Source organism: Pseudarthrobacter sp. KH_020_B, assembly GCF_057840185.1.
The window spans coordinates 1,652,803-1,678,268 of the sequence record NZ_CM174506.1 but is presented as its reverse complement, the minus strand read 5'-3'; the positions used below and the strand labels follow the sequence as shown (position 1 = coordinate 1,678,268).

Genomic DNA, 25,466 nt, shown 5'->3' with positions numbered 1-25,466 from the left:
GGAGCGTGAATTGGGGGTTTGGGAGGGCTACGGGACCAGGACTTCGACGGTCGCGAGATTCTTTTTACCGCGGCGCAGGAGCAGGTACTGGCCATGCAGCAGCTCCGATTCGGAGATGACAGCTTCCGGGTCGGACACCTTCTCGTTGTTTACATAGGCGCCGCCTTCGCCGACGGTCCGCCGGGCCGCGGACTTGCTGTCCGACAGGCCGGATGCCACCAGCAGGTCAATGATCCCGAGACCATCCACCTGGATGCGGGCAGACGGAAGCTCCGACGTGGCTGCTTCCAGGGTTGGCCGGTCCAGCGCGGACAGGTCACCGTTGCCAAAAAGTGCAGCAGACGCCGCGATGACTTTCTCCGTTGCCTCCACACCGTGGACCAGGGACGTCACTTCGAACGCCAGCTTCCGCTGGCCTTCCCGCGCAAAGGGACGTTCGGCAACGGCAGCTGCGAGCGTTTCGATTTCCGCGCGGCTCAGGAAAGTGAAGACCTTCAGCCGGTCCACAACGTCAGAGTCCGCAGTGTTCAGCCAGAACTGGTAGAAGGCGTACGGGCTGCACATGCCGGCGTCGAGCCAGATGGCGTTGCCTTCGCTCTTGCCGAACTTCGTGCCGTCCGAGTTGGTGATCAACGGCGTACCCATGGCGTGCACGCTCCTACCCTCAACCTTGCGGATGAGTTCAGTGCCGCTGGTGAGGTTGCCCCACTGGTCCGAACCGCCGGTCTGCAGCATGCAGCCGTAGTCGCGGAACAGCTGGAGGTAGTCCATGCCCTGCAGGATCTGGTAGCTGAATTCGGTGTAGCTGATGCCCTCGTCCGAACTGAGGCGCGAAGCGACAGCATCCTTGCGAAGCATGGTGCCGACCCGGTAGTGCTTTCCGATCTCGCGCAGGAAGTCAATGGCGCTCAAGGGCGCGGTCCAGTCGAGGTTGTTGACCATGCGGGCGGCGCTGGGGCCATCGAAGCTGAGGAATCGGCGGACCTGGGCCTGCAGGTAGCCCACCCATTCGTTAACGGTGTCCTTGGTGTTCAGCGTGCGCTCGGCGGTGGGCCGCGGATCGCCGATCAGTCCCGTGGATCCACCCACCAGGCCCAGTGGCTTGTGGCCTGCGAGCTGCAGCCGGCGCATAACAAGGAGTTGGACCAGGTTGCCCAGGTGCAGGCTCGGCGCGGTGGGGTCGAATCCGCAGTAATAGGTGATCGGATCACCGGCGAGGAGCTTTTCCAGTTCCTCTTCATCGGTGGAAACGTGGACCAGGCCGCGCCACTTCAGCTCCTGCCAGACATTGGCGAAGGTGGGGTCGTTCTGCTGGGATTCGAGATCGTTGAGTTCTGACACGACTTCTAAGTTAGCAGGATCGGTGACGCCCGGCGCCGAAATGAACGGCGCCGGGCGTGAACGGGCAAAGCGGACCGGCTCAGCCTTCTATGCCGGCCGGAATGCCTTCCGCGGCGATCAGCCGGAGCCGCTGCGTGGGCCGGGTCATGGCGACATACAGATCGCCCACCCGGCCGTGCTCGTGGTTGAGCATGACGGACGGCTCAAGGACCACAACGCCGTCGAACTCCAGGCCCTTGGCCTCGCGCGGGCTGATGACCACGATGTCCTGTTCGTAGCTGCCCGCGCCGTTGCCGATGCGCCGGCCATACACGGCACGGAGGGCTGACGCCGCCGCCGGCAAAAGGTCGCCGTCGGCAATCACGGCGAGGAGGCCGCCGTCGAGCGCTGCCAGTTCCTCCGGGAGCACCTCCACCAAACGGCTCACCACCTGTCCGTGGGCAACCTTGTCGATGACCGGGGCCCAGCGCCCCTCGCGGACGGCCTTCGGTGCGGAAACCACCAGGCCCGCAGCGTTGGCCATGCGGGCGGCGGCTTCGGCGATCTGGGAGGGCGTCCGGTAGTTGACTGTCAGCTCCTCCAGCTGCCAGCGGTCACCGAACATGGGCCCCAGGGCCCCCTGCCAGGAGTTGGCGCCGGCAACTGAACTGGTCTGCGCGATGTCGCCCACGATGGTGAAGGATTTCAGCGGGCATCGGCGGACCAGCAGGCGCCACTGCATCGGCGAAAGCTCCTGCGCCTCATCCACCACGATGTGGCCGAAGGCCCACGTGCGGTCGCTGGTGGCGCGCTCGGCGGCCGTCAGGCGGTTCTCGCGCTCCTGGTTCTGATCGGCGAGCTCCTCGGCGGAGATGAGTACATCGACACCCATGTCCCCCATGTTCACCAGCGTCTGCTTGGCGTTGGCAAGGTCCCGGGCGCGATCGTGCTCCTGCTGGGCAAGGCCACGTCCCGCCGCCGCGTCCAATTCGCCAAGAAGCTCCGCGGCCTCGTCCAGCAGCGGGACATCGGCCTCGGTCCACGGCGCATCAGCGGGGCGCAGCAGCAACGACTGCTCCTTAAAGGACAGGTTCGGTGTGCAGGCCGCCAGTACTGCGGGCTTGCTCAGAAGCTCGGTGATCAGCTTCTCCGGCGTCATCGGCATCCAGCACAGGTTCAGGACGGTCCGGACGTCGCGGGCCGTGCGGACATCTTCGGCGAGATACGAGCGGTCGGCATTGTTGCCGATGCTCCCGGCCTCCACGAGATCGGTCATCTGCTCGGTCAGCTCGCGGAGCAGAATCTTGATAAACGTCAGGCGTGCCTCGTTGTGCGGTTTGCCGGTGGACCGGGCACGTTCGCGCGCACGGCTTACCTGCCGCCGCGTCAGCACCAGCTTGCGGCCGTCGACGTCCAGGACGCGGTCTTCGGCGGGGATCCGCTGCCGGTTCGCCACCGCGTTGGCCACAACCTTCACCATGTCCAGCCGCCCCTTGATGGCCGCGACCTCTGCCTCGGGTTCAGCAACCGCCTTGATCCCCGGCATCAGGCGGCCCACGCTGGCCATGACCACGCCGGTCTCACCGAGCGAGGGAAGAACACGTTCGATGTACTTCATAAACGACGACGACGGGCCCACCAGCAGCACACCGGCAGTCTTCAGCCGGTCCCGGTGCGTGTAAAGCAGGTACGCGGCCCGGTGCAGTGCCACAGCAGTCTTACCGGTACCGGGGCCACCCTGCACCACGAGGGCACCGGAAATGGAGGACCGGATGATGCGGTCCTGCTCGGACTGGATGGTGCCGACAATGTCGGACATCCGGCCCGTGCGCTTGGAGTCCAGGGCGGCCAGCAATGCTCCTTCGCCCTGCAGCGAGGCGTCATCCGCGAGCAGGTCCGCATCAAGGACGTCATCCTCGATGGCCTTGACTTCCCGGCCCTGCAGAATGAGGTGCCGCCGGCGGCGGACGCCCTGCCGGTCAAACGCCGTTGCCTGATAGAAGTGCCCGGCTTCGGGCGCGCGCCAGTCCACCATGAGCCGCTGGAGGTCATCGGTGGTCAGGCCGATGCGCCCAATGTACTGGGCCTCACCGGAATCCAGGTCGAGGCGGCCGAAGACCAAGCGGTCATCGACGGCGTCGAGCTGCGCGAGGCGGTCCTCGTAGAGCGCAGCGAAGGCGTCCCGTTCGGAAACATTCTGCATGGTGCCCACGGCACCGGCCCGGCGGACCTGTGCCAACTGCAGGCGCTTTTCCGTGCGGAGCTCTTCCAGCCGCGCGTACAGGCCGGCAACATAGTTCCGTTCGTGGGCCAAATCGGCGTCGAGCATTAACGTTCCCCTATCGCAAAAGACAGACCGTCCATTCTACAACCATTTCGGTTAACGCGCCCGCCGGTCCCCCGCCCCGGAAGTCACCTAATGTTCACTTTCAGGCCGCACACATCCGTAGCAGCGCCGCCCCGTGAGTGATTCAATACTGCAATGCACCACGAGAACGTCCTGACCGGATATGGGCTTTCCCTCCTTCCGTTGGCACCTCACCATGCCGAAGGGCTGTTTGACTTCGTGGACGCCGCGATGTGGGCAGGAATGGCGGCGCCTCTGCCGGCCACGGCGCACGAGCTTTCAGGGCTGTTTGCGGCCAGGATTGAGGACCCGGCCAGCCTGGCCTTCGCCGTGACGGACCAGCGGACCGGGGCACTCCTGGGCACAACCGCCCTTAATGCGTTCGATGCCGCGCAGCAACGCGTGGAAGTTGGCGGCACTTTCTTTGGACGGCAGTTCTGGGGCACGCACGTAAATCCCGCCAGCAAGCACGCCCTGCTCGCCTTTGCGTTCGAAGTCCTGCAGGTTCAGCGGGTTGGGTTTCGCTGCGACGCACGCAATGTGCGCAGCGCCGCCGCAATCGAACGGCTGGGGGCAACGTTCGAGGGCGTGCTGCGCAGCCACCGCCTGGCGCCTGACGGCACACGTGCGGATTCCGCGGTGTTCTCGATCCTGGGGCAGGAATGGCCCACGGTGCAGCAGCAACTCCAGCACCGTTTGGCGCCGTTCGCACTGGCGGGAGAGCACACGGGCGGGACGGACTATGCCCGGCGCACCTTCGCCGCCTTGTAGCGGGACACGGTGGGCTCGCCCGGCAGCCAGAAGCGCCAGGGATACGTCGCGGAGCCGCCGTCGCCGGAGACGCCTACCCTCGGCCCGGAACTGAACACTGGAGCGGGCACCGCAGGCAGCCGCAGTTCAAAGGGCTCAGCCAGCGCATCCCGGCCGCTGTCGGCGGTGGTGAGGGCCAAGGTGGTGGCCAGCCGGGCCGGGCCGCTCGCCAGGTCGTGGGCCGATTTCGACGTCGGACGCCGGACCAGCGCGAGGTGCTGCCCCTCCACCACCTCGCCCGCCCGCAGCAGGACGGCAGACGCGGTGCCCGCCGGGCCGCAGACGATGTTGGCGCAGTAGTGCATGCCATACGTGAAGTAGACGTAGAGGTGGCCGGCCGGGCCGAACATGGGCGCGTTGCGGGCCGTGGGGCCCCGAAAAGTGTGGGAGCCGGGATCCGGATGCGACGAGTCCCCAGGACCCATGTACGCCTCCAGCTCGGTGATCCGCACAGCCACCGTTCCCTCGTGGCTGTGGTGGGTCAGTACGGATCCCAGCAGCTGCGGAGCGACCGTCCGGGCGTCGCCTGACAGCAGCTCGCGGAGCTGTTCCGGGCTTGCGGGACTCAGGCTGACGGTCATGGTCCGACTCTATCGAACACCACGGCCGTGTCCGATTTCCGCTAGCAGTCCCTGGCGCTGGCTGGCAGGATGGAGGGCATGGACTTCTGGCAGCGCTACCGCGCGATTGACGCGCGGGACACCCGGTTTGACGGGCAGTTCTACACCGCTGTCCGGACCACAGGAATTTACTGCCGACCGTCCTGCCCGGCCCGGACCCCTAAGGCCGCCAACGTCACCTTCTACGAAACCTCGGCCGCAGCGCACGACGCCGGCTACCGGGCGTGCAAGCGCTGCCTCCCGGAGGCGGTGCCCGGAACTCCGGCGTGGAACATCCGGCAGGATCTGGCGGGCCGGGCGATGCGCCTGATCAACGACGGCGTGATCAACCGGGACGGGGTGGAGGGCCTCGCTGCCCGGCTGGGATATTCCTCGCGCCAGCTCAACCGGATCCTCAGCCACGAACTCGGCGCCGGCCCGCTTTCCCTGGCCCGGGCCAGCCGCGCCCAGACCGCCCGCACCCTGTTGGTGTCCACGGCGATGAAGCTGGCGGACATCGCGTTCGCGTCCGGGTTCAGCAGCGTCCGCCAGTTCAACGACACCATGGTGGAGGTTTTCGCGATGACACCCACCGCCCTGCGCGCGACCGCCAGGCACCACCGCTCCCCTGCGGCCGCAACGTCGCTGACGTTGAGCCTGCCGTACCGCGAACCGTTCGATCCCGGCATCTTTTCCTTCCTCGCCGTCAGGGCGATTCCCGGGATCGAGGCGGGGACACCGACGTCGTACGCCCGTACTTTGCGGCTTCCGCATGGTGATGCCCGCTTCAGCGTGGCGTACGACGGCGGCGCGCCCGGGCGGCCGCTGACCCTCACCATCGGTGCGGTGGACCTCCGGGACCTGCCCGCCCTGCTGAGCAGGGTACGCCGGCTGTTCGATCTCGACGCCGATCCGGTAGCCATCGACAGTGCCCTGGCCCAAGAGCCCCGCCTGGCCGCCTCGGTTGCCGCGGCGCCCGGCATCAGAATGCCCGGGGCGGTGGACCCGCAGGAACTGCTGATCCGGGCCATGATCGGACAGCAAATAACCGTGGCTGCGGCCCGGACCGCGCTGACGCAACTGGCCGCCGCCGGCAGTGCCAGCGCAGTCCCCGGCGAGGGCCTTGACCGGTTGTTTCCCACCGCGGCCGAAATCGCCGAGACCGGCTACTCGCTGCTGCGCGGCCCGCAACGGCGGATTGACGCCATCCGTTCTGCCGCGTCGGCCCTCGCTGGCGGCCAACTGGATTTTGGCTACGGGGACGATCTGCCCGGGCTCGGCGCGAAGCTGCTTCCCCTTCCCGGCGTGGGCCCGTGGACCGTCGGCTACGTGGCCATGCGTGTGCTCGGTGCGCCGGACGTGTTCCTGGCCAACGACGCCGCGGTGCGAAACGGCATCCGGGCGCTCGCCCCAGCCATCACTAGCCACGACAGCCGCGGCGGGCACCCGCCTGGCCCGGCTCTGAGCCCCGATTTCCGCGAGGTCAGTCCCTGGCGGTCCTACGCCACTATGCACCTGTGGCGCGCCGCGGCGGAGTCCCAAACCCCCAAACGTGTACGAGCCGTTCCAGAGAAAGCGATGCTATGAAAGCCCAATTGCTAGTGATGTCCACCCCGGACGGTCCGTTCACCATCCTTGCCCAGGACGGCGTGGTCCTGGCCTCGGGCTGGACCGCCGAGCCGGGTGAGCTGACGGGGCAGATCCACGCCGAGCTGCGGCCCGCGGACATGGAGGCGGTCACGGACCTCGGCCCCATTTCCAGGGCTGTTGAAGCGTTCTATGCCGGGGACCCCGCGCCTGCCATGGCCGTCCCCGTGCGGCAGAAGTCGGGTCCGTTCCGGTCCCGCGCCTGGGATGTGCTGAGGACCGTGCGTCCCGGGTCGCCGGTGACGTACACCGAGTACGCCGAACTTTCCGGAAATCCGAAGGCGGTCCGGGCAGCGGCCGGCGCCTGTGCGGTCAACGCGGCAGCCTTGTTTGTGCCGTGCCACCGGGTTATCCGCACTGACGGTTCCCTGGGCGGTTTCCGCTGGGGCCTGGCCATCAAGGAGAGCCTGCTGGCCAGAGAGGCACAGGAAGTGCTGCTGGCCCGCGAAGCCGGATAGGGCTACCGCGCTGCGGGTGTCCCGGAGGGCCAGGGCAGCAGTTCCGGGAGGTCCACGCCGTCCGCGGCGGCTGTTGCGCGCAGGCTGCCGAGCGATGGTTCACGGCCGGCCAGCCAGGCGGCAATATCGGTGATCATGCCGCTGATGACGGTGGAACGGCCAAGGCCAAGGGTCACGGGCGGCAGCCCGAGTGGCTGCAGGACCAGCTTGTCCCCCGGCGGCACCCGGGCGGCCAGGAAGTCGAAGAGGTGTTCGCAGAATTTCCGGCTCCACGTCTCGGGACCGAGACCAGTGCCCAGGTCCGCGGTGTGGATCACCAGTTCACGCCACAGCGCAAGACCGCCGTCGACGACCACTCCGCCGCGGTAGGTAATGGGCGCCTGCCAGCCGGAGACCGCTTCCACCGTGTCAAAGGCTTTCAGTGCCCGGTCCAGGGCATCATGCAGGTCAGCCCGGTGAGCATCCGCGTTGTGGCCGGCGGCCATCTCGATGGCCTTCGTGCGTCCGTCTTGGCCGCCGTCGTACAGCTCAACAGTGGCGCCGCGGGCGGCATATTCCAGCTGCCGTGCCATGGCGTTGGAGATGCCGGCGAGATGCGCCAGGACGTGCCCGCGGGTCCAGCCGGGTAGTGCTGACGGCGCCTTGACGTCCTCATCGGTGAACGTCGCGGCGGTGGAGGCCACGGCGTCGGCGGCTTTGTGAAGCTCGGCCAGGAGTGCTGAAGTAGTGATCTCAGTCATAGCGCCATGGTAGCCGACAGAGTTAACGTCCATTAACGCCCAACGCTCTCTCAGCTTTGGTGCGGAAACGGCCAACGCTCCTGCACTGACTGCAGGAGCGTTGGCTGAAATCGCCTCAAAAGTGAGAGAGCGTTTTGGGGGTTAGGACGCGTACCCGCGCACGCCGGCAAGCTCTGCTTCCAGCGCAAGCAGCTGGCGTTCGACGGCGGCGGGTGCGGTGCCGCCCTGGGAGTTGCGGCTGTTGAGCGACCCCTCGGTGGACAGGACCGTGCGGACCTCCGGAGTCAGGTGCCCCGAGATTGCGGCGTATTCCTCATCCGTCAGGTCCCACAGCTCCACGTCGCGGCTTTCGGCCTGCTTCACGGCCGCGCCGGAGAGCTCGTGTGCCTCGCGGAACGGAACGCCCTGGCGGACCAGCCATTCGGCGATGTCCGTGGCCAGCGCGAAGCCCTGCGGCGCCAGCGACTCCATCCGTTCCGTGTTGAACTTCAGGGTCGCGATCATGCCCGAGACAGCCGGAAGCAGCAGCTCGAGGGTGTCGGCGGCGTCGAAGACCGGCTCTTTATCCTCCTGCAGGTCACGGTTGTACGCGAGCGGCAGGCCCTTGAGCGTGGCCAGCAGCCCGGTCAGGTTGCCGATCAGGCGCCCTGCCTTGCCCCGGGCCAGCTCGGCGACGTCGGGGTTCTTCTTCTGCGGCATGATCGAGGAACCGGTGGAGTATGAATCGTGCAGGGTCACAAAGGAGAACTCCTTGGTGGCCCACAGGATGACTTCCTCCGAAACACGCGACAGGTCCACGCCGATCATGGCCGTCACCCACGCAAACTCGGCGAAGACGTCGCGGGAGGCGGTGCCGTCAATCGAGTTGTGGGTGGCCGAGAAGAAGCCCAGGTCCGCCGCGACGGCCTCCGGGTCAAGACCCAGCGACGAGCCCGCGAGGGCACCGGAGCCGTACGGCGAAACCCCTGCGCGCTTGTCCCAGTCCTGGAGCCGCTGCACATCGCGCAGCAGCGCCCAGGCATGGGCCAGCAGGTGGTGGCTGAGCAGGATGGGCTGGGCATGCTGCAGGTGCGTGCGGCCGGGCATGGCCACACCCTGGTGCGCCTTCGCCTGGTCCACCAGCGCCTCGATGGTGGCCAGCACGCCGCGCGCGATGATCCGCGCGTGGTCACGCAGGAACATGCGCCCCAGCGTGGCCACCTGGTCGTTGCGGGAACGTCCGGCGCGGAGCTTGCCGCCCAGCTGGGTGCCGGCGCGCTCGATCAGGCCACGTTCCAGTGACCCGTGCACGTCCTCATCGGACTCGGCCGGAAGGTACACGCCGGAGGCGACGTCGTCATCCAGCCGGCCCAGGGCAGCGAGCATGCCTTCAAGCTCGGCGTCATCCAGCAGCCCGGCCTTGTGCAGCACGCGGGCGTGCGCTTTGGAGCCGGCAATGTCGTAGCGGGCCAGCCGCCAATCAAAATGCGTGGACTTACTCAGGGCCGCGAGGGCATCCGCGGGACCGCCGGCGAACCGGCCGCCCCACAGTGCGCCGGTGTTGGTCGCGTCGGACTTCGGGGTTTCGACAGGCTCAACCACCGATGTTTACTTTCCTGCGACGCGGATATCGCGGCCGGAGGCAACCTTGGCGGACATGCCCCACAGCTCGATGAAGCCGCGCGCCATGGACTGGTCGAACGTGTCGCCGGTGTCGTAGGTGGCGAGGTCGAAGTCGTAGAGCGAGGTCTCGGAGCGGCGTCCGTTGACGATCGCCTGGCCGCCGTGCAGCACCATGCGGATGTCGCCGGTGACGTACTTCTGGGTGTCCTCGATGAACGCGTCCAGGGAGCGCTTGAGCGGGGAGAACCACTGGCCGTCGTAGACCAGTTCGGCCCAGCGCTGGCCAACGGTGGCCTTGAAGCGGGCCTGCTCGCGCTCGATGGTGATGTCCTCGAGGTGCTTGTGCGCGGTGATCAGCGCCATGGCACCCGGGGCTTCGTAGATTTCGCGGGACTTGATGCCCACGAGGCGGTCCTCGACAACGTCGATCCGGCCCACACCCTGCGCACCGGCACGGCGGTTCAGTTCCTTGATGGCCTGCAGCGGGGTGACCCGGACGCCGTCGATCGCTACCGGCACGCCGGCCTCGAAGGAAATGGTGACCTCGTCCGCGGCCGGCGGGAACTCCGGGGTGGCGGTGTAGTCGTAGATGTCCTTGGTGGGCGCGTTCCAGATGTCCTCGAGGTAACCGGTTTCGACGGCGCGTCCCCAGACGTTCTGGTCGATCGAGTACGGGTTCTTCTTGGTGGTCTCGATCGGCAGTCCCTTTTCCTCGGCGAAGGCAATGGCCTTGTCGCGGGTCAGGGCGAGGTCGCGGACGGGGGCGATGCACTTCAGGTCCGGGCCGAGGGTCTGGATGCCCACCTCAAAGCGGACCTGGTCGTTGCCCTTGCCGGTGCAACCGTGCGCCACGGTGGTGGCGCCGAACTCACGGGCGGCCTTGACCAGGTGCTTGACGATCACCGGGCGCGAGATGGCCGAAACCAGCGGGTAGTGGCCCTGGTAGAGGGCGTTGGCCTTCAGCGTCGGCATGCAGTACTCGTTGGCGAACTCGTCCGACGCGTCGGCCACGTAGGCCTCGACGGCGCCGCAGCCCAGTGCACGCTGGCGGATGGTCTCCAGCGACTCGCCGCCCTGTCCGACGTCGACCGCCACAGCGATGACCTCGGCACCGGTGGCTTCACCGATCCAGCCGATGGCTACGGAAGTATCGAGGCCACCGGAGTAGGCCAGAACAATACGCTCAGTCACGAAAATGCTCCTTAGTTGTTTGGTTCTTGGTTGTCTTCAAGCTTATTGCCCGGCGTCCTCGGCCATTTGCAGGAACCGGACCGCGAGGTCTTGCCCGCCCTGCGGATCCCGGGAGACCAGCAGCACGGTGTCGTCACCGGCAATGGTCCCCAGGATGGAAGGCATCACGGAGTGGTCGATGGCGAGGGCCAGGAAGTTGGCCGCGCCGGGCGGCGTCCGGAGCACGGCGATGTTGGCCGAGGCCTCCGCCGTGACCAGGAGTTCGCTGCAGAGCCGGGCCAGCCGGGCGTCCAGGATTTCCTGGCTGACCCCGCTTTTGGCCGCACGTTCGCCGCCCTCGCCGGGGACGGCGTAGACCAGCACGCCGTCCTTGCCGCGGACCCGGACGGCGCCGAGTTCCACGAGGTCCCGGGACAGCGTGGCCTGGGTGACCTGGACGCCGTCGTCCGCCAGCAATGCGGCCAGCTCCGCCTGGGAGCGCACCGATTCACCCGTCAGGATGGCGGTGATGCGCGCCTGGCGGGCCGTTTTGGTGGCCGGGCTGGAGCCCGGCGCTGCCGGCGGGACGGACACTAGTTGCCGACCTCCGGCGCCAGCCCGACCTCTATAGGCTGCAAGCCTTCGACGACGGCGAGCCCGGACCGGTGCATCAGCCAGGCCATCAGGGCCTTCTGCGCGTGCAGCCGGTTCTCGGCCTCGTCCCACACGATCGACTGCGGGCCATCGATGACGCCGGCAGAAATCTCGTAGCCGCGGTAGGCAGGCAGGCAGTGAAGCACGACGGCGTCCTCCGCCGCGTGTGCCATGGCCGCCTCATCGACGGAGTACTCCCGGAACAGCTGGAGCCGGGCTTCCTTTTCGGCTTCCTGGCCCATGGAGACCCAGGTGTCCGTTGCCACAACGTCGGCACCCTTGAGGGCCTCCGCGGCGTCGGTGGTGATCAGCACGGAACCGCCGGTCTGGGCGGCGCGTTCCTCGGCGGCGGCAACGATCTCCGCTGCCGGGAGGTAGCCCTCGGGCCCGGCGATGCGCACGTGCATCCCCGCGGTGACGCCCGCCAGCAGGTAGGAGTTGGCCATGTTGTTGGCGGCGTCGCCGAGGTAGGCCATGGTGAGGCCCTTGAGTTCGCCCTTGTGTTCCTTGACCGCGAGCAGGTCGGCCAGGAGCTGGCACGGGTGGTAGTCGTCGCACAAGGCGTTGATAACCGGCACCCTGGAGTTCTCCGCCATGGCCACGAGGCCCGAGTGCGCGCCGGTGCGCCACACAATGGTGGAGACCATCCGCTCCAGGACCTTGGCGGTGTCCTCAACAGATTCCTTGTGGCCGATCTGGGCCTCGCCCGGGTTGATGATGAGGGCGTTGCCACCCATGTCCGCGATGCCCGTGGCGAACGAAACGCGCGTGCGGGTGGAAGTCTTGTCGAAGATGACGGCCACGGTTTTACGGCCGTTGCCCTCCCCGGCAAAGGGCTGCACGCTGTACGGTGCTGCCTTCATGCGGATGGCCAGGTCCAGGACCTCGGCCTGCTCAGCGGGGCTGAGGTCCGTGTCCTTGAGGAAGTGGCGCGTGGTGCGTGCCGTTCCGGCGGAAGAAACCACAGGGGTCACTGCGCGTCCTTAGCTGTCTGGAGGATCGCCGGGAGGGCGGCGAGGAAGGTGGCGGCCTGGCCCGTGCTGAGGACCAGCGGCGGGGCAAGCCGGATGGTGCGCGGGCCGGGGCTGTTGACGATGAAGCCGGCGTCCAGGCCTGCGGTCACCACGGCGGGGGCCACATCGGCGTCGAGATCGAAGCCGATCAGCAGGCCAACGCCCCGGACTTCGGTGACGCCGTCGATGGCGGTTAGCCCGGCGCGGAGGTAGTCCCCCACCTTTGCGACGTTCTCCAGCACCCGCTGGCTTTCGATCGCGTGCAGCGTGGCCAGTGCGGCCGCCGTCGCCACCGGATTGCCGCCGAAGGTGGTGCCGTGCTGGCCTGCTGTCAGGAGCGACGACGTCGGCTCACCGAAGGTGAGCAGCGCGCCGATGGGGAAGCCGCCGCCGAGGCCCTTGGCCAGGGTGATGGCGTCGGGGACGATCCCGGCGTCCTCGGACGCGAGCCATTTGCCCGTGCGGCCGATGCCGGTCTGGACCTCGTCCAGGATCAGCAGGGCGCCGGCCTTGGTGGTGGCCGCGCGGGCTGCCTTCAGGTAGCCCGGGGGCAGGGGCCGGACTCCCGCTTCGCCCTGGATCGGCTCCAGGAAAACGGCGGCAACGGTTTCGTCGATGGCTGCTTCCAGGGTTTCCACATCGCCGAAGGGGATGTGGACCACACCGCCGGGCAAGGGCTCGAACGGTGCACGGTAGGCTTCCTTGGCGGTCAGGGCAAGGGCGCCCATGGTGCGCCCGTGGAAGGCGCCTTCGAGGGCGATGATCTTGGTGCGCTTGCCCGTGGTGCCGTCGGGGCTGGCTCCGTTGCGCCGTGCCAGCTTAAAGGCGGCTTCGTTGGCTTCCGTGCCGGAATTCGTGAAGAACACCTTGGAGCCCGCCGGGGCCTGGGTCAGCGCCAGCAGCTTTTCGGCCAGCGCGATCTGCGTGGGGCTGGTGAAGAAGTTGGAGACGTGCCCCAGGGTTGCCAGCTGGCTCGAAATCACGGACGTGACAAACGGGTGGGCGTGGCCCAGTGCGTTGACGGCGATCCCGCCAAGCAGGTCCAGGTATTCCTTACCGTCGGCGTCCCAGACCAGGCAGCCGGCGCCGCGCACCAGGACACGCTGCGGCGTGCCAAACACGCCCATGAGCGACGACGAATAGCGGGCCAGCCAGTCCGCCCCACTCCCCGTCCCAGTCATAACGGAAGCTGTGGAGGCCGAGCCGGCGATGGGGGCCCGGGTGTGGTCGGGCACCGCGAAGCGGGCGGGGCCCCCATCGCCGGTCGGGCTCAAGCCAACAGTTTCGTTCATGCGTTTACCTCTTCGTCGGGGACGACCTGCGTGCCGATACCGGCGGTCGTGAATGTTTCCAGGAGCATGGAGTGCGGCAGCCTGCCGTCCACGATGTGCGCGCGTTCCACTCCGCCGTCGATGGCCTTGAGGCACGCTTCCATCTTCGGGATCATGCCTGATTCGAGCGAGGGCAGCAGCTGGCGCAGCTCCGAGGCCGTGAGGGAGGAGATGAGGGATGACCGGTCCGGCCAGTTGGCGTACAGGCCTTCGACGTCGGTGAGGATCACCAGCTTGGATGCCCCAAGCGCTTCAGCGAGTGCGGCGGCCGCAGTATCGGCGTTGACGTTCAGGACCTGGCCGGTGGTCTGGACATCGCCGGCTGCCGTCTCGACGCCGTCGGACTCGATTTCCGGCGCCACGGTGGAGATGACCGGGATGCGGCCCGCGGCCAGGATGTCCAGGATGCCCTCCGGGTTGACGCCCACCACTTCGCCCACCAGGCCCAGGTCCACTTCCTCACCGTCGATGACGGTGCCGGTCCGGACGGCGCGGAGCAGGCCGCCGTCCTCGCCGGACATTCCCACCGCATATGGGCCGTGGGAGTTGATCAGGCCCACCAGTTCGCGGCCCACCTGGCCGGTGAGGACCATCCGGACCACGTCCATGGCTTCGGGGGTGGTGACGCGGAGGCCGCCCTTGAACTCGGACTCGATGCCCAGCCGCGCCAGCATCGAGTTGATCTGGGGACCGCCGCCGTGGACCACCACGGGATGGATGCCCACATGGTGCAGGAACACGACGTCTTCCGCGAAGGCACGGCGCAGTTCCTCGTTGACCATGGCGTTGCCGCCGTATTTGATCACCATGGTGGTGCCGGCGAACCGCTGGATCCAGGGCAGGGCCTCGATCAGCGTGCCGGCCTTGCTTTGGGCATCACTCATGGACGTCGTTTCGCGGGTCTGGGTGTTCATGCGGGCAGTGTCTCCAGGGTTGCTGGTTGATTAGCGCGAGGATCTAGCTTGAGTAGGAGCTGTTCTCGTGGACGTAGTCGTGCGTGAGGTCGTTGGTCCAGATGGTGGCTTCGGTGTCCCCGGACTGCAGGTCAATTTCCACCAGGACCTCGCGGGGTTCCAGGTCCACCAGGTTCCGGTCGTCGCCGATGCTGCCGTTGCGGCAGATCTGGATGCCGTTGATGGCGACGTTCAGCTGGTCCGGTTCGAACACGGCGTCCGTGGTGCCCACGGCGGAGAGCACGCGGCCCCAGTTGGGGTCCTTGCCGAAGATGGCTGCCTTGAACAGGTTGGACCGGGCCACGGAGCGGCTGACCGTTTCGGCGTCCCGTTCGCTGGCCGCGTTGAACGTTCGGATGGCGATGTCGTGGCTGGCGCCTTCGGCGTCCCCGATCAGCTTGCGTGCCAGTTCGGCGCACACCTTGGTCAGGCCGGCACCAAAAGCTTCCGCGGACGGGACGGCGCCGGACGCGCCGGAAGCCAGCAGCACCACGGTGTCATTGGTGGACATACAGCCGTCCGAATCAGCCCGGTCGAAGGTGACGCGCGTGGCGTCGCGGAGGACGACGTCGAGCATTTCCGCTTCGACATAGGCGTCAGTGGTGAGGACCACCAGCATGGTGGCCAGTCCGGGTGCCAGCATGCCGGCGCCCTTGGCGATACCGCCGATGGTGAACTCCTGGCCGTCGGCGTCCGTGCCGATGAACAGGGCGGACTTGGGCACCGAGTCTGTGGTCATGATGGCGTTGGCCGCATCCAGCCCGCCGTCCGTGCTGAGCGCCGCCGAAGCAGCCTCGACGCCCGGGAGGATCTTGTCCATGGGCAACTGCTCGCCGATCAGGCCGGTGGAACAGACAAACACGTCGGTCGCCGAAATGCCGAGCACTGCGGCCACTTTCTCGGCCGTGCTGTGCGTGTTTTGGAACCCCTGCGGACCGGTACAGGCGTTGGCGCCGCCGGAATTGAGGACCACGGCGTCCACGCGGCCGTCCGAGACCACCTGGCGGGACCAGTGGACGGGAGCCGCGGCCACCCGGTTGCTGGTGAAGACGGCGGCCGCCGCCTTGGACGGGCCATCGTTGACCACCAGGGCGAAGTCCGGCTTGCCGGAGGCTTTCAGGCCGGCGGTGACGCCGGCGGCGCGGAATCCCAGGGGGGCGGTAACGGTCACGGTGCAACTCCCTGCAGGTTGAGGCCGGCCGTTTCCGGCAGGCCAAGCGCAATGTTCATGGACTGCACGGCGCCGCCGGCAGTCCCCTTGGTGAGGTTATCAATGACGCACGTCACAATCACGCGGCCGGTGTGTTCATCCAGCGCCAACTGCATGGCAGCATGGTTTGACCCCTGGACGGACTTGGTGGTGGGCCACTGTCCTTCAGGCAGGACGTGGACAAACGGTTCGTCGTCGTAGGCATCCGCCCACGCCTGGCGGAGGTCCGCCACGGTGGTGCCTGGCTTGACCTTCGCGGTAGCAGTGGTGAGGATCCCGCGGCTCATCGGCGCGAGCGTCGGGGTGAAGGACACCGTGACACCCTCCCCGGCAGCATTGGAGAGGCCCTGTTCAATCTCGGGGGTGTGGCGGTGGCCGCCGCCCACCCCGTATGGGCTCATGGAGCCCATCACCTCGGAACCGATCAGGTTCACCTTCGCCGCTTTGCCCGCACCCGAGGTGCCGGACGCGGAAACGATCACGACGTCGTCGGGCTGGAGCAGTTTGGCGGCGAACCCGGGCGTCAGGGCCAGGAGGGCCGACGTCGGGTAGCAGCCCGGCACGGCGATCCGGGTGGCGCCCTTGAGGGCCTCGCGCTGGCCGGGGAGCTCCGGCAGGCCGTAGGGCCAGGTTCCGGCGTGGGCCGAGCCGTAGAACTTTTCCCACGCCGCCGGATCTTCGAGGCGGTGGTCTGCGCCGGCGTCGATCACTACGGTGCCTTCGGGAAGCTGCGACGCGATCTCAGCGGAAGCGCCGTGCGGGAGCGCCAGGAACACCACATCGTGCCCGGAAAGATTCTCCACGGTGGTGTCCTCCAGGATGCGGCTGGCCAGTCCGTGCAGATGCGGCTGCAGCTCGCCAAGGCGGGAGCCTGCATTGCTGTGCGCGGTGATGGCGCCGATGGTCACGTCCGGGTGTCCCGCCAGGAGCCGCAGGACTTCTCCCCCGGCGTAGCCGCTGGCTCCGGAGACGGCAACAGAAATAGTCATGCCCTGAATCTTACAGCAAAAGTATTCAGTGTGCCCGATATTTATGCATCGGCGTTGATTCGATCCCAGGGCAATTGGACACCGGCACGTAAGCTGGGGTGAGGGTGATCCTGACCGTGCAGTCCGAATGTCGGCTGCAGCGTTGCCCGAAACAGTTACGAGGCCCCGCTCCATGACCACCACTTTCCCTACATCAGAGCGCCCTAAATCGCGTGTCCGGCAGCCCAACGCCGTGGTCCTGAGCTATTCGGAGCTGCTGAAGACCGTCAAGGCTGAAGGCCTGCTGGAGCGCCGCGTCGGTTTCTACATCACGCTCTTTGCCAGCCTCGTGCTGCTGATGGCCGCCACGTGGTTCGGCTTTGCCCTGATCGGCGACAGCTGGTTCCAGCTCCTTATCGCCGCGGCCGTCGGGGTCCTCTGCACACAGCTGAGTTTCCTGGCCCACGAGGCCGGGCACCGCCAGATCTTCGCGTCCCGCCGCGCCAACGACTGGACCGCCCGGATCCTGGCCACCTCCGTGGCAGGCATGAGCTACTCCTGGTGGGAGCAGAAGCACGGCGCCCACCACAACCACCCCAACGTCATTTCCAAGGATCCGGACATTGCCACCGGCGCCATCGCCTTCCACTCCGAAGGTGCCGCCACGCGGCAGGGCCGGTTTTCGTTCCTGACCCGCAAGCAGGGCTGGTTGTTCTTCCCGCTGCTGTTCCTGGTTGGCCTCGGGCTGCAGATCGATTCGGTGAAGTTCGTCTTCCGCCGGGCCAAGGTGACACATCGCTGGGTAGAGCTTCCCATCCTGCTGGCCCGGCTGAGCCTGCTGCCCGTGCTCGCTTTTACGTTCCTGCCGCTGGGAATGGCGTTCGCCTTCATCGGCGTGCAGCTTGCCGTCTTCGGCTTCTACATGGGCGCTTCCTTTGCACCGAACCACAAGGGCATGCCGGTCCTGCCCGCGGACAGCCGCGTGGACTTCTTCAGCCGCCAGGTCCTGACGTCACGGAACATCTCCGGTGGCCGGTTTATGGACATCCTGCTCGGCGGCCTGAACCGCCAGGCTGAGCACCACCTCTTCCCGGACATGGCACGCCCCCAGCTGGACAAGGCTGCCAAGATCGTCCGCGAATACTGCAAGAAGCACCAGGTTCCCTACACGGAAACCACGCTGCTGCAGTCCTACGGCATCATCGTCCGCTACCTCAACGAAGTGGGGCTCGCTGCCGGACGCCACTTCGAGTGCCCCATGGCCACGGTGACCCGGCGGTTCTAGCGCACGCTGCTAGAACCAGGCGCGTCACGCGGCCTCCCCCGATTGACCCCTCCCTCGTATGTCTGAAGCGACGGCCGGCTACCGGCCGTCGCTTCTGCGTTGGTGGCGGTATCCCTAGGATGGTCAGAGACACCGGCCGCGGGAAATCCCCGCCCGGAGAGGAGACCTTTCATGCATGCCATCGTTGCCCGCCAGTCCGGAGGTCCGGAAGTCCTCGAGCTCGCCGAGGTGGACCGTCCGACGCCGGGCCCCGGCCAGTTGCTCATCAAAGTGGCGACAGCCGGCGTGAACTTTATCGAAACCTACCAGCGTGGGGGTATGTACCAGGTCCCCTTCCCTTTCACGCCAGGTTCGGAAGCCGCGGGGACGGTTGAGGAACTCGGCGAAGGCATCGAAAACTTCACAGTCGGCAGCCGGGTGGCCACGGCCGAGGGCACTAACTGCTACGCCGGCTACGCGGTGCTCGATGCGGCCAAGGCACTTCCGGTGCCGGACGGCGTCGACGACCTGACGGCGGCTGCCTTGCCGCTCCAGGGCATGACCGCGCACTACCTCATCAATTCCTCCTTCAAGGTCGAACCGGGCCACACCGTGCTGACGCACGCCGGTGCCGGCGGCGTCGGCCTGCTGCTGATCCAGTTGCTGAAGGAAAGGGGCGCCCGCGTCATCACCACGGTTTCCTCGGCAGCCAAGGAAGAACTTGCCCGCAGTGCCGGGGCCGACCACGTGCTGCGCTACGAGGGCTTTCCCCACCATGTCCGCGAGCTCACCAACGGGAAGGGTGTGGACGTGGTGTACGACGGGGTGGGCCGCAACACTTTTGACGGTTCCCTCTCCTGCCTTCGGACGAGAGGCACGCTGGTCCTGTTCGGGGCAGCCTCGGGGGCCGTTCCCCCGGTGGATCCGCAGCGTCTCAATGCGGGCGGGTCGCTGACGTTGACCCGCCCGTCCCTGGCCCACTTCCTGCTCAATGAGCAGGAGCGCCGCTGGCGGTCGGCGGAGATCTTCGCCGCCGCAGAAAAGGGGCGCCTGAAGGTCCGGATCGGTGCCACCTACCCCCTGGCCGAGGCGCGACGCGCCCACGAGGACCTCGAGGGCCGGCGTACCACGGGCAAGGTCCTGCTCGTTCCCTGAGCCCCAAGGAGTTCGGATGAACAGAATATGAACCTTCAACCAATTGCGGACACCTGCTGTTCACCTTGTTCGGGCAGAATCCGTCCGTGAATGAGCATCTGCCGAATGTCGTAGCATCCCCGTCGGATGTCCTGTACAGCCCCCAGTTGGCCGGGTTGGCGCTGGCCACGCCCGAACGGACCCTGATGGCCGTCCTGGCGGACTCGGCGGCCAGATTCCCGGAGGCATCGGCGCTCGACGACGGCCGGCGCTCCCTGAGCTACGCCGACCTGATGGCCGCAGTCCGGGCAAAAGGGCGCGAACTGCAGGCCGCCGGACTCGGCGCCGGCGACAGGATCGGCGTGCGGATTCCGTCCGGGACCAACGAGCTCTATGTCTCGATTCTGGCTATCCTGCACATCGGTGCCGCCTACGTTCCCGTGGACGCCGACGATCCTGAGGAGCGTGCACGGCTCGTCTTCGGCGAGGCTGGCGTAGCCGCAGTGCTCACCGGTGGCGCGGGTGTCTCCGTGCCTGACTCCCCGGAACCCGCTGAACGCGGTGAAGCCGAGCGCCGTTCCGCCGAGCCCGGCGATGACGCGTGGGTGATATTCACGTCCGGGTCCACCGGCACGCCGAAGGGGGTCGCCGTCCAGCACCGCTCCGCCGCCGCCTTTGTTGATGCAGAAGCCAGGATCTTCCTCACCGAGGAACCCCTCGGCCCGCAGGACAGGGTGCTGGCAGGGCTTTCGGTCGCCTTTGATGCCTCGTGTGAGGAGATGTGGCTGGCCTGGCGTCATGGCGCCTGCCTGGTGCCCGCCCCGCGCGCACTGGTCAGGACGGGAACAGACCTCGGTCCTTGGCTCATCAGCCACGGCATTACCGCAGTGTCCACTGTCCCTACCCTTGCTGCCCTCTGGCCCGCCGAGTCCCTGGAGAGCGTCCGGCTCCTGATCTTCGGCGGCGAGGCGTGCCCGCCCGAGCTCGCGGAGCGGCTTGCCGTCCCCGGCCGCGAAGTCTGGAATACCTACGGCCCCACCGAGGCCACGGTAGTGGCCTGCGCGGCTCCCCTGGGTGGCCCCGGTCCGGTCCGGATCGGACTGCCCCTGGACGGTTGGGACCTGGCCGTAGTGGATACTGAAGGACTGCCCGTCGGCGAAGGGGAGATCGGCGAACTGATCATCGGCGGCGTCGGACTGGCCCGTTACCTTGACCCGGACAAGGACCGGGAGAAGTACGCGCCCATGCCGTCCTTCGGCTGGGATCGCGCCTACCGTTCCGGCGACCTGGTCCGCTACGAGGCCGAAGGCCTGATCTTTATGGGCCGTGCCGACGAACAGGTCAAACTGGGTGGTCGCCGGATCGAGCTGGGCGAAATTGATGCCGCCCTGCAGTCCCTCCCCCATGTTGCCGGAGCTGCTGCGGCCGTACGGACAACCGGTGCCGGCAACCAGATCCTCGTGGGCTACCTGGCCGCCGCGGATGCTGGCCTGGACCTGGTGGCAGCCCGCGAGCTCCTGTCGGCCAGCCTGCCTGCGCCCCTCATTCCGCTGCTGACCGTCGTCGACTCCCTGCCTACTAAGACCAGCGGCAAGGTGGACCGCCATGCACTGCCGTGGCCGCTGACCGGCAGCGGCGCGGCGGAAGCCGATGCTGCACCGTTGAACCTGCCCGAAGATGCCGCCTGGGTAGCGGAGCAGTGGGCTGCGGTCCTCGGCAGCCCCGTGACCAGCCTCGACGCCGACTTCTTCGCCTACGGCGGCGGTTCCCTGTCAGCGGCCCAGCTCGTCTCGGCCCTCCGGGTGCGGTACGCGACCATCACGGTCGCCGACATCTATGCCACACCCAGGATCGGGGCCCTTATAGATGCGGCCCGCCAGTCCCTTCCGGATGGCGTGGCCGCCGGACCTGCGCCTTCACGGACAGTGCGCCCCACCGCGTTCAAGTCCCAGGTCTTCCAAACCCTGATGGGCATTCCCCTGCACATCCTGGTGGGGATGCGCTGGCTGACCTACCTAATGGCGGCGAACAACGTGTTGGCCGCGTTCGCAGGCTTCAGCGCCGCGCCCACCGTTTCCTGGTGGTGGGTGGCCGCGTCCTGGCTCGTCTTCGTCGCCCCCGCCGGCCGGATGCTGATTTCCGTAGCCGCGGCCCGGCTCCTGCTCCGAAAAGTGGGGCCTGGAACCTACCCCCGCTCCGGACGCGTACACCTGCGCCTCTGGCTGGTCGAACAGATCCAGGACCTCGCCGGTGCCATCAGCCTCGCCAGCGCGCCGTGGGTGCCCTACTACGCCCGGGCCTTGGGCGCCAGGATCGGCAACAACGTCCAGCTGCACTCGCTGCCGCCGGTCACCGGGCTGCTCTCCCTCGGCAGCGGCTCCAACATCGAGCCTGAAGTGGATCTTTCCGGCTGGTGGATCGACGGGGACGTCGTCCATATCGGCGCCATCCACATCGGCGCCGGCGCGAGCGTCGGGGCGCGCAGCACGCTGATGCCCGGCGCTTCCATCGGCGCCGGCGCCCAGGTGGAGCCCGGTTCGGCCGTCCTCGGCAAAGTGAAGGCCGGCCACCACGTTGCCGGGTCCCCGGCCGAGCGCCGGGGCAAGGCCAAGCACTCCCTGCCGGACGCTCCCGCAGAGCATCGGCTGATTGGCCGGCTCTGGTTCGCCGGATTCGCCGTGGCCTCGGCCGTGCTGGCCCTGATCCCTTACGTCTCCGCCACCGCCGCGGCCCTGGTGGTCTTTGCCTTCATCCAGGGCAGTGAATCGCTCTCCGCCGCCGTCCCGCAGCTCCTGCTTGCCCTCGCACCCGCGGCCCTTGTGTGGTTCGTCGTCAACCTGCTGCTCGTTTTTGTCACCACCCGGTTGCTCGGCATCGGCCTGAAAGAGGGCTACTACCGCGTCCGCAGCCGGATCGGCTGGCAGGTCTGGGCCACCGAGCGTGTGCTGGACATGGCCCGCGACCTGCTCTTCCCCGTTTATGCCAGCCTCTTCACGCCGGTCTGGCTGCGCCTGCTCGGGGCGAAGATCGGCAAGAACGTCGAAGCCTCCACGGTCCTGCTCATCCCCAAGATGACCACCGTGGGCGAGGGCGCCTTCCTGGCCGACGACACCATGGTGGCCTCCTACGAGCTCGACGGCGGGTGGCTGCGGATTGCCCCCGCGAAGATCGGCAAGCGCTCCTTCCTGGGCAACTCGGGCATGACCGCTGGCGGCCGGAATGTCCCCAAGAACTCACTCGTCGCCGTCCTGTCGGCCACACCGGCCAAGGCCAAGTCCGGGACGTCCTGGCTGGGCAGCCCGCCTGTACGGCTCCGGCGCACGGCCATCGCCTCGGACGACACCCGCACCTACCAGCCGCCGCTGCGGCTCAAGGTTGCACGCTGCCTCTGGGAGCTGGGCCGCTTCGTGCCCGTCATAACCACCGTCTCCATCGCCGCGGCCGTGATGCTTGCTCTTGACTGGCTGGCCGCCACTTACAACTACGGGATTGCCGCAGCCCTGGGCGGCGTGGTGATGCTGCTGGCGGGCGCGGTGGCCGCGGGCAGCGCCGTCGTCGCCAAATGGGTCCTTGTGGGCCGCATCCGGGCCGGCGAGCACCCACTCTGGAGCTCGTTCATTTGGCGCAACGAGGTGGTTGATACGTTTATCGAAATGGTCAGCGCCCCCTGGTTCGCGCGCGCCGCCACCGGGACCCCGGCCCTGGTCTGGTGGCTCCGGGCGCTCGGCGCCCGGATCGGCCGCGGCACGTGGTGCGAAAGCTACTGGCTTCCTGAGGCGGACCTGGTCACCCTCGGGCGGAACTCCACCGTCAACCGTGGCTGCGTGGTCCAGACGCACCTGTTCCATGACCGGGTCATGAGCCTGGACACTGTTACCCTCGAAGACGGGGCAACCATGGGGCCCCACGGCGTCATCCTGCCGCAGGCGAGCATCGGCAGCGGCGGAACGGTAGGACCGGCGTCGCTGGTGATGCGGGGCGAATCGGTTCCCGCCGCGACCTATTGGATGGGCAATCCGGTGAGTCCCTGGAGCGGCCCCGCAGCGTCTGCTCCCAAACCGAGGTAGCCCCGCTGCACCTGCTGTCCTGCCGCCCAACGCTGATCGGAAAGACCGTCTTATGAGTTCCCCCGCACCGAGCCCCACGGCCGCTAGTAACGGCCCTGCACGCACCTCGGAGCACGGCGCATCCGCACCTGATCCCTACATGCCGGGCCATGGCACGAACGCGTACAAGGTCAGCCGCTACGAACTGGACCTTGACTACAAGCTCAGCAGCAACCGCCTGAGCGGGCGTGCGGTCCTGAACGCAGTCACCCGGTACGCGACGGCGGCCCTGGTGCTGGACCTGACCGGGCTGCGGGCCACCAAGATCCAACTCAGCGGGCGCCGGGTAAAAAAGTTCAGCCAGCGCGCCGGGCAGTTGGTCATTGTGCCCGAGGCCGCGCTGCCAGCGGACGAGGAATTCACGCTGGACATAAGGTACGAAGGCAACCCTGCTCCCCGGCGCGGGCTCTGGGGCGAGGTGGGCTGGGAGGAACTCACCGACGGCGTCCTCGTGGCTGGCCAGCCGAACGGTGCCGCCTCCTGGTTCCCGTGCAACGACCACCCAGGGGACAAGGCCAGCTACCGGATCAGTGTGACCACCGACGCCAATTACCGGGCCGTGTGTAACGGCACCCTGATCTCGCACACGAGCCGGGCAAGCCGCGAGACCTGGGTCTACGAGCAGACAGAGCCCATGGCCACCTACCTGGCCACGGTCCAGATCGGCCGGTATGAGTTCCTCGCCCTGACTCCCTTCCCCGTGGACGGGCAGGTTCCGCAGTTCGCCGCCGTCCCGGCGCTGTTGGTCGAGGCGGCCCGTGAAGGCCTGGCGAGGCAGCCTGAGATGATGCGCACGTTTGCCAACTGTTTCGGGCCGTACCCCTTCCCGGAATACTCGGTGGTGGTGACCGAAGACGAGCTGGAAATACCGCTTGAGGCGCAGACGCTCTCCATTCTGGGCCGGAACCACCTGACGGAAGAGTGGGAATCCCAGCGGCTCATCGCCCACGAGCTCGCACACCAGTGGTTCGGGAACTCCCTCACCGCCGCGTCCTGGGCGGACATCTGGCTCCACGAGGGCTTCGCCTGCTACGCGGAGTGGATCTGGTCCGAGGAAGCGGGCGTCCTGCCGGTCGCGGACCGGGCCGCCGCAGCCTGGCGGAAGCTGGCCGCCGGCAGCCAGGACATCATAGTGGGCGATCCCGGGCCGGAGCTGATGTTTGATGACCGCGTCTACAAGCGCGGAGCCCTGGCCCTGCATGCCCTGCGGATCCGCTGCGGCGACCTGGCATTTTTTGCGCTGCTGCACGACTGGACGGATGCCCACCGGCACGGTTCCGTGTCCACGGCGGCCTTTATCCTCGCCGCGGACCGGGTCACCGGCCTGGACACTGAGGCGCTGTTGCACCCGTGGCTGCTCGAGGCAGCCCTTCCGCCGCTGCCCGTTCGCTGACAGGCAGGTCCACTCACAGGCAGGTGCGCTAGCTGCCGGTGCGCGAAACCGCGACGGCGGCGCGGAAGTTGAGCGGGAGCCCCGCCTCGCCGGGGTCCAGGTCCCGGATTTCCGGGCGGGACAGCACATCGAGGGTGTCCGGGGCGGTGGCGAGGCCGTCGCCGGTCATCTTGAGCCAGGCTTCCTTGCGCGCCCAGAGCCGTGCCCGCTCCCGCAGCAGCTGCGGCCCGGCCAGCCCGGCGAGGGCCGCGCGCTCGGCGGCGGTGAGGGCCACGCCGTCGAACCCTTCAAAGGCCGTGCCGGACGGGTCCGCCAGGTCCACGCCGATCGTGACGCCGGCAGGGGGCGCTACAACGGCGCCCAACAGGATCCACCCGGAAGCCCCGGACAGGCTCAGCGCGAGGGGCACCGGCTCTCCCCGGAGCGTATAGCCCGGCCGGCCGTGCGACAGCTCGGGACCGGTACCGCACCGCGGGCAGCTGAAGTGTGTGGTGAGGTCCGACGCCGGGACGTCCAGCAGTTCCGCTGCGAACGTTCGCAGGGCACGCCGGCCAGCGACAAAAACGGCCCGCGGACCCGGGGCCAGGGCAGCCGCGCGGGCCAGCTCGGCAGGCCCCAGCATGACGGGATGGCGGCCCGCCGTCGCGTCCTGCCCTCCCGGTAATCCGGGAGGGCAGGACAGCAGGACCGGCACTGGCAAAGCCAGCGCTGCCACCTCTGAAGCAGGTCCTGCCATCTCTGGTCCCG

General features: G+C 67.7%; 20 protein-coding genes. 7 read left to right on the top strand and 13 right to left on the bottom strand.

Annotation, left to right across the window (positions count from 1 at the left end; genetic code table 11):
- Positions 1-27: 27 nt before the first annotated feature.
- Both tyrS and AC3IT0_RS07880 read right to left on the bottom strand, forming a co-directional pair.
- Positions 28-1,341: a tyrosine--tRNA ligase gene (gene tyrS / locus AC3IT0_RS07885; RefSeq protein WP_489323178.1), complete on the bottom strand. Its 1,314-nt coding sequence runs from the start codon at positions 1,339-1,341 to the stop codon at positions 28-30.
- A 79-nt stretch (positions 1,342-1,420) separates the two neighbouring features.
- On the bottom strand, positions 1,421-3,649 hold the full coding sequence (locus AC3IT0_RS07880) for a HelD family protein (protein ID WP_489323177.1): 2,229 nt from the start codon (positions 3,647-3,649) through the stop codon (positions 1,421-1,423).
- A gap of 153 nt (positions 3,650-3,802) precedes the next feature.
- Here AC3IT0_RS07880 and AC3IT0_RS07875 point away from each other — a divergent pair, with 153 nt between their 5' ends.
- Complete coding sequence (locus tag AC3IT0_RS07875) at positions 3,803-4,438, top strand: GNAT family N-acetyltransferase (protein WP_489323176.1); 636 nt, start codon at positions 3,803-3,805, stop codon at positions 4,436-4,438.
- Here the strand turns inward: AC3IT0_RS07875 and AC3IT0_RS07870 are convergent.
- Positions 4,408-5,058, bottom strand: coding sequence for a DNA-3-methyladenine glycosylase (locus tag AC3IT0_RS07870; protein WP_489323175.1), 651 nt, complete (start codon positions 5,056-5,058; stop codon positions 4,408-4,410). The two genes, AC3IT0_RS07875 and AC3IT0_RS07870, sit on opposite strands and share 31 nt — an antisense overlap.
- Positions 5,059-5,136: 78 nt before the next feature.
- Here AC3IT0_RS07870 and AC3IT0_RS07865 point away from each other — a divergent pair, with 78 nt between their 5' ends.
- Together AC3IT0_RS07865 and AC3IT0_RS07860 are read left to right on the top strand one after the other, a co-directional pair.
- Complete coding sequence (locus AC3IT0_RS07865; RefSeq protein ID WP_489323174.1) at positions 5,137-6,663, top strand: DNA-3-methyladenine glycosylase 2 family protein; 1,527 nt, start codon at positions 5,137-5,139, stop codon at positions 6,661-6,663.
- Positions 6,660-7,181: a methylated-DNA--[protein]-cysteine S-methyltransferase gene (locus tag AC3IT0_RS07860; RefSeq protein WP_489323173.1), complete on the top strand. Its 522-nt coding sequence runs from the start codon at positions 6,660-6,662 to the stop codon at positions 7,179-7,181. Before AC3IT0_RS07865 ends, AC3IT0_RS07860 begins: the two co-directional genes overlap by 4 nt.
- A gap of 2 nt (positions 7,182-7,183) precedes the next feature.
- Here AC3IT0_RS07860 and AC3IT0_RS07855 read toward each other — a convergent pair whose 3' ends face one another.
- The 9 genes from AC3IT0_RS07855 to argC all read right to left on the bottom strand — a co-directional run bounded on the left by AC3IT0_RS07855 (position 7,184) and on the right by argC (position 16,843).
- A complete protein-coding gene (locus AC3IT0_RS07855; protein WP_489323172.1) occupies positions 7,184-7,921 on the bottom strand; it encodes a maleylpyruvate isomerase family mycothiol-dependent enzyme in 738 nt (245 codons plus the stop codon).
- Between the two features lie 141 nt (positions 7,922-8,062).
- Positions 8,063-9,502 carry an argininosuccinate lyase gene (gene argH / locus AC3IT0_RS07850; protein WP_489323171.1) on the bottom strand — a complete coding sequence of 480 codons (1,440 nt, stop codon included), beginning with the start codon at positions 9,500-9,502 and terminating at the stop codon, positions 8,063-8,065.
- Between the two features lie 6 nt (positions 9,503-9,508).
- On the bottom strand, positions 9,509-10,714 hold the full coding sequence (locus AC3IT0_RS07845) for an argininosuccinate synthase (protein ID WP_489323170.1): 1,206 nt from the start codon (positions 10,712-10,714) through the stop codon (positions 9,509-9,511).
- Between the two features lie 42 nt (positions 10,715-10,756).
- The gene (locus AC3IT0_RS07840; RefSeq protein ID WP_489323169.1) at positions 10,757-11,287 is read right to left on the bottom strand and encodes an arginine repressor; all 531 of its coding nucleotides are present in this window, start codon (positions 11,285-11,287) and stop codon (positions 10,757-10,759) included.
- Positions 11,287-12,321, bottom strand: a complete 1,035-nt coding sequence (gene argF, locus AC3IT0_RS07835) for an ornithine carbamoyltransferase (protein WP_489323168.1) — start codon at positions 12,319-12,321, stop codon at positions 11,287-11,289. The genes AC3IT0_RS07840 and argF overlap by 1 nt, the downstream gene beginning before the upstream one ends.
- Positions 12,318-13,541, bottom strand: coding sequence for an acetylornithine transaminase (locus AC3IT0_RS07830; RefSeq protein ID WP_489323749.1), 1,224 nt, complete (start codon positions 13,539-13,541; stop codon positions 12,318-12,320). The genes argF and AC3IT0_RS07830 overlap by 4 nt, the downstream gene beginning before the upstream one ends.
- 107 nt (positions 13,542-13,648) lie before the next feature.
- A complete protein-coding gene (gene argB, locus AC3IT0_RS07825) occupies positions 13,649-14,605 on the bottom strand; it encodes an acetylglutamate kinase (RefSeq protein WP_489323167.1) in 957 nt (318 codons plus the stop codon).
- A gap of 43 nt (positions 14,606-14,648) precedes the next feature.
- On the bottom strand, positions 14,649-15,815 hold the full coding sequence (gene argJ / locus AC3IT0_RS07820; RefSeq protein ID WP_489323166.1) for a bifunctional glutamate N-acetyltransferase/amino-acid acetyltransferase ArgJ: 1,167 nt from the start codon (positions 15,813-15,815) through the stop codon (positions 14,649-14,651).
- Positions 15,812-16,843 (bottom strand): N-acetyl-gamma-glutamyl-phosphate reductase, encoded by a 1,032-nt coding sequence (argC, locus tag AC3IT0_RS07815; protein WP_489323165.1) that lies wholly within the window; start codon positions 16,841-16,843, stop codon positions 15,812-15,814. The genes argJ and argC overlap by 4 nt, the downstream gene beginning before the upstream one ends.
- A gap of 172 nt (positions 16,844-17,015) precedes the next feature.
- On the opposite strand from argC, the gene AC3IT0_RS07810 reads away from it, so the two are divergent.
- The 4 genes from AC3IT0_RS07810 to AC3IT0_RS07795 all read left to right on the top strand — a co-directional run bounded on the left by AC3IT0_RS07810 (position 17,016) and on the right by AC3IT0_RS07795 (position 24,719).
- On the top strand, positions 17,016-18,107 hold the full coding sequence (locus AC3IT0_RS07810) for a fatty acid desaturase family protein (protein WP_489323164.1): 1,092 nt from the start codon (positions 17,016-17,018) through the stop codon (positions 18,105-18,107).
- A 171-nt stretch (positions 18,108-18,278) separates the two neighbouring features.
- Positions 18,279-19,241, top strand: coding sequence for a quinone oxidoreductase family protein (locus tag AC3IT0_RS07805; RefSeq protein ID WP_489323163.1), 963 nt, complete (start codon positions 18,279-18,281; stop codon positions 19,239-19,241).
- A 185-nt stretch (positions 19,242-19,426) separates the two neighbouring features.
- Complete coding sequence (locus tag AC3IT0_RS07800; protein ID WP_489323748.1) at positions 19,427-23,287, top strand: Pls/PosA family non-ribosomal peptide synthetase; 3,861 nt, start codon at positions 19,427-19,429, stop codon at positions 23,285-23,287.
- 52 nt (positions 23,288-23,339) lie between these two features.
- A complete protein-coding gene (locus tag AC3IT0_RS07795) occupies positions 23,340-24,719 on the top strand; it encodes a M1 family metallopeptidase (RefSeq protein WP_489323162.1) in 1,380 nt (459 codons plus the stop codon).
- 28 nt (positions 24,720-24,747) lie between these two features.
- Here AC3IT0_RS07795 and AC3IT0_RS07790 read toward each other — a convergent pair whose 3' ends face one another.
- Positions 24,748-25,455, bottom strand: a complete 708-nt coding sequence (locus tag AC3IT0_RS07790; protein WP_489323161.1) for a 4'-phosphopantetheinyl transferase family protein — start codon at positions 25,453-25,455, stop codon at positions 24,748-24,750.
- Between the last annotated feature and the right edge of the window lie 11 nt (positions 25,456-25,466).

Coding starts and splice junctions, on each gene's coding strand:
- AC3IT0_RS07880 (WP_489323177.1), bottom strand. CDS start 3,649: ATGCTCGACGCCGATTTGGCCCACGAACGGAACTATGTTGCCGGCCTG.
- AC3IT0_RS07875 (WP_489323176.1), top strand. CDS start 3,803: ATGCACCACGAGAACGTCCTGACCGGATATGGGCTTTCCCTCCTTCCG.
- AC3IT0_RS07870 (WP_489323175.1), bottom strand. CDS start 5,058: ATGACCGTCAGCCTGAGTCCCGCAAGCCCGGAACAGCTCCGCGAGCTG.
- AC3IT0_RS07865 (WP_489323174.1), top strand. CDS start 5,137: ATGGACTTCTGGCAGCGCTACCGCGCGATTGACGCGCGGGACACCCGG.
- AC3IT0_RS07860 (WP_489323173.1), top strand. CDS start 6,660: ATGAAAGCCCAATTGCTAGTGATGTCCACCCCGGACGGTCCGTTCACC.
- AC3IT0_RS07855 (WP_489323172.1), bottom strand. CDS start 7,921: ATGACTGAGATCACTACTTCAGCACTCCTGGCCGAGCTTCACAAAGCC.
- AC3IT0_RS07830 (WP_489323749.1), bottom strand. CDS start 13,541: ATGACTGGGACGGGGAGTGGGGCGGACTGGCTGGCCCGCTATTCGTCG.
- argB (WP_489323167.1), bottom strand. CDS start 14,605: ATGAACACCCAGACCCGCGAAACGACGTCCATGAGTGATGCCCAAAGC.
- argC (WP_489323165.1), bottom strand. CDS start 16,843: ATGACTATTTCTGTTGCCGTCTCCGGAGCCAGCGGCTACGCCGGGGGA.
- AC3IT0_RS07810 (WP_489323164.1), top strand. CDS start 17,016: ATGACCACCACTTTCCCTACATCAGAGCGCCCTAAATCGCGTGTCCGG.
- AC3IT0_RS07805 (WP_489323163.1), top strand. CDS start 18,279: ATGCATGCCATCGTTGCCCGCCAGTCCGGAGGTCCGGAAGTCCTCGAG.
- AC3IT0_RS07800 (WP_489323748.1), top strand. CDS start 19,427: ATGGCCGTCCTGGCGGACTCGGCGGCCAGATTCCCGGAGGCATCGGCG.
- AC3IT0_RS07795 (WP_489323162.1), top strand. CDS start 23,340: ATGAGTTCCCCCGCACCGAGCCCCACGGCCGCTAGTAACGGCCCTGCA.
- AC3IT0_RS07790 (WP_489323161.1), bottom strand. CDS start 25,455: ATGGCAGGACCTGCTTCAGAGGTGGCAGCGCTGGCTTTGCCAGTGCCG.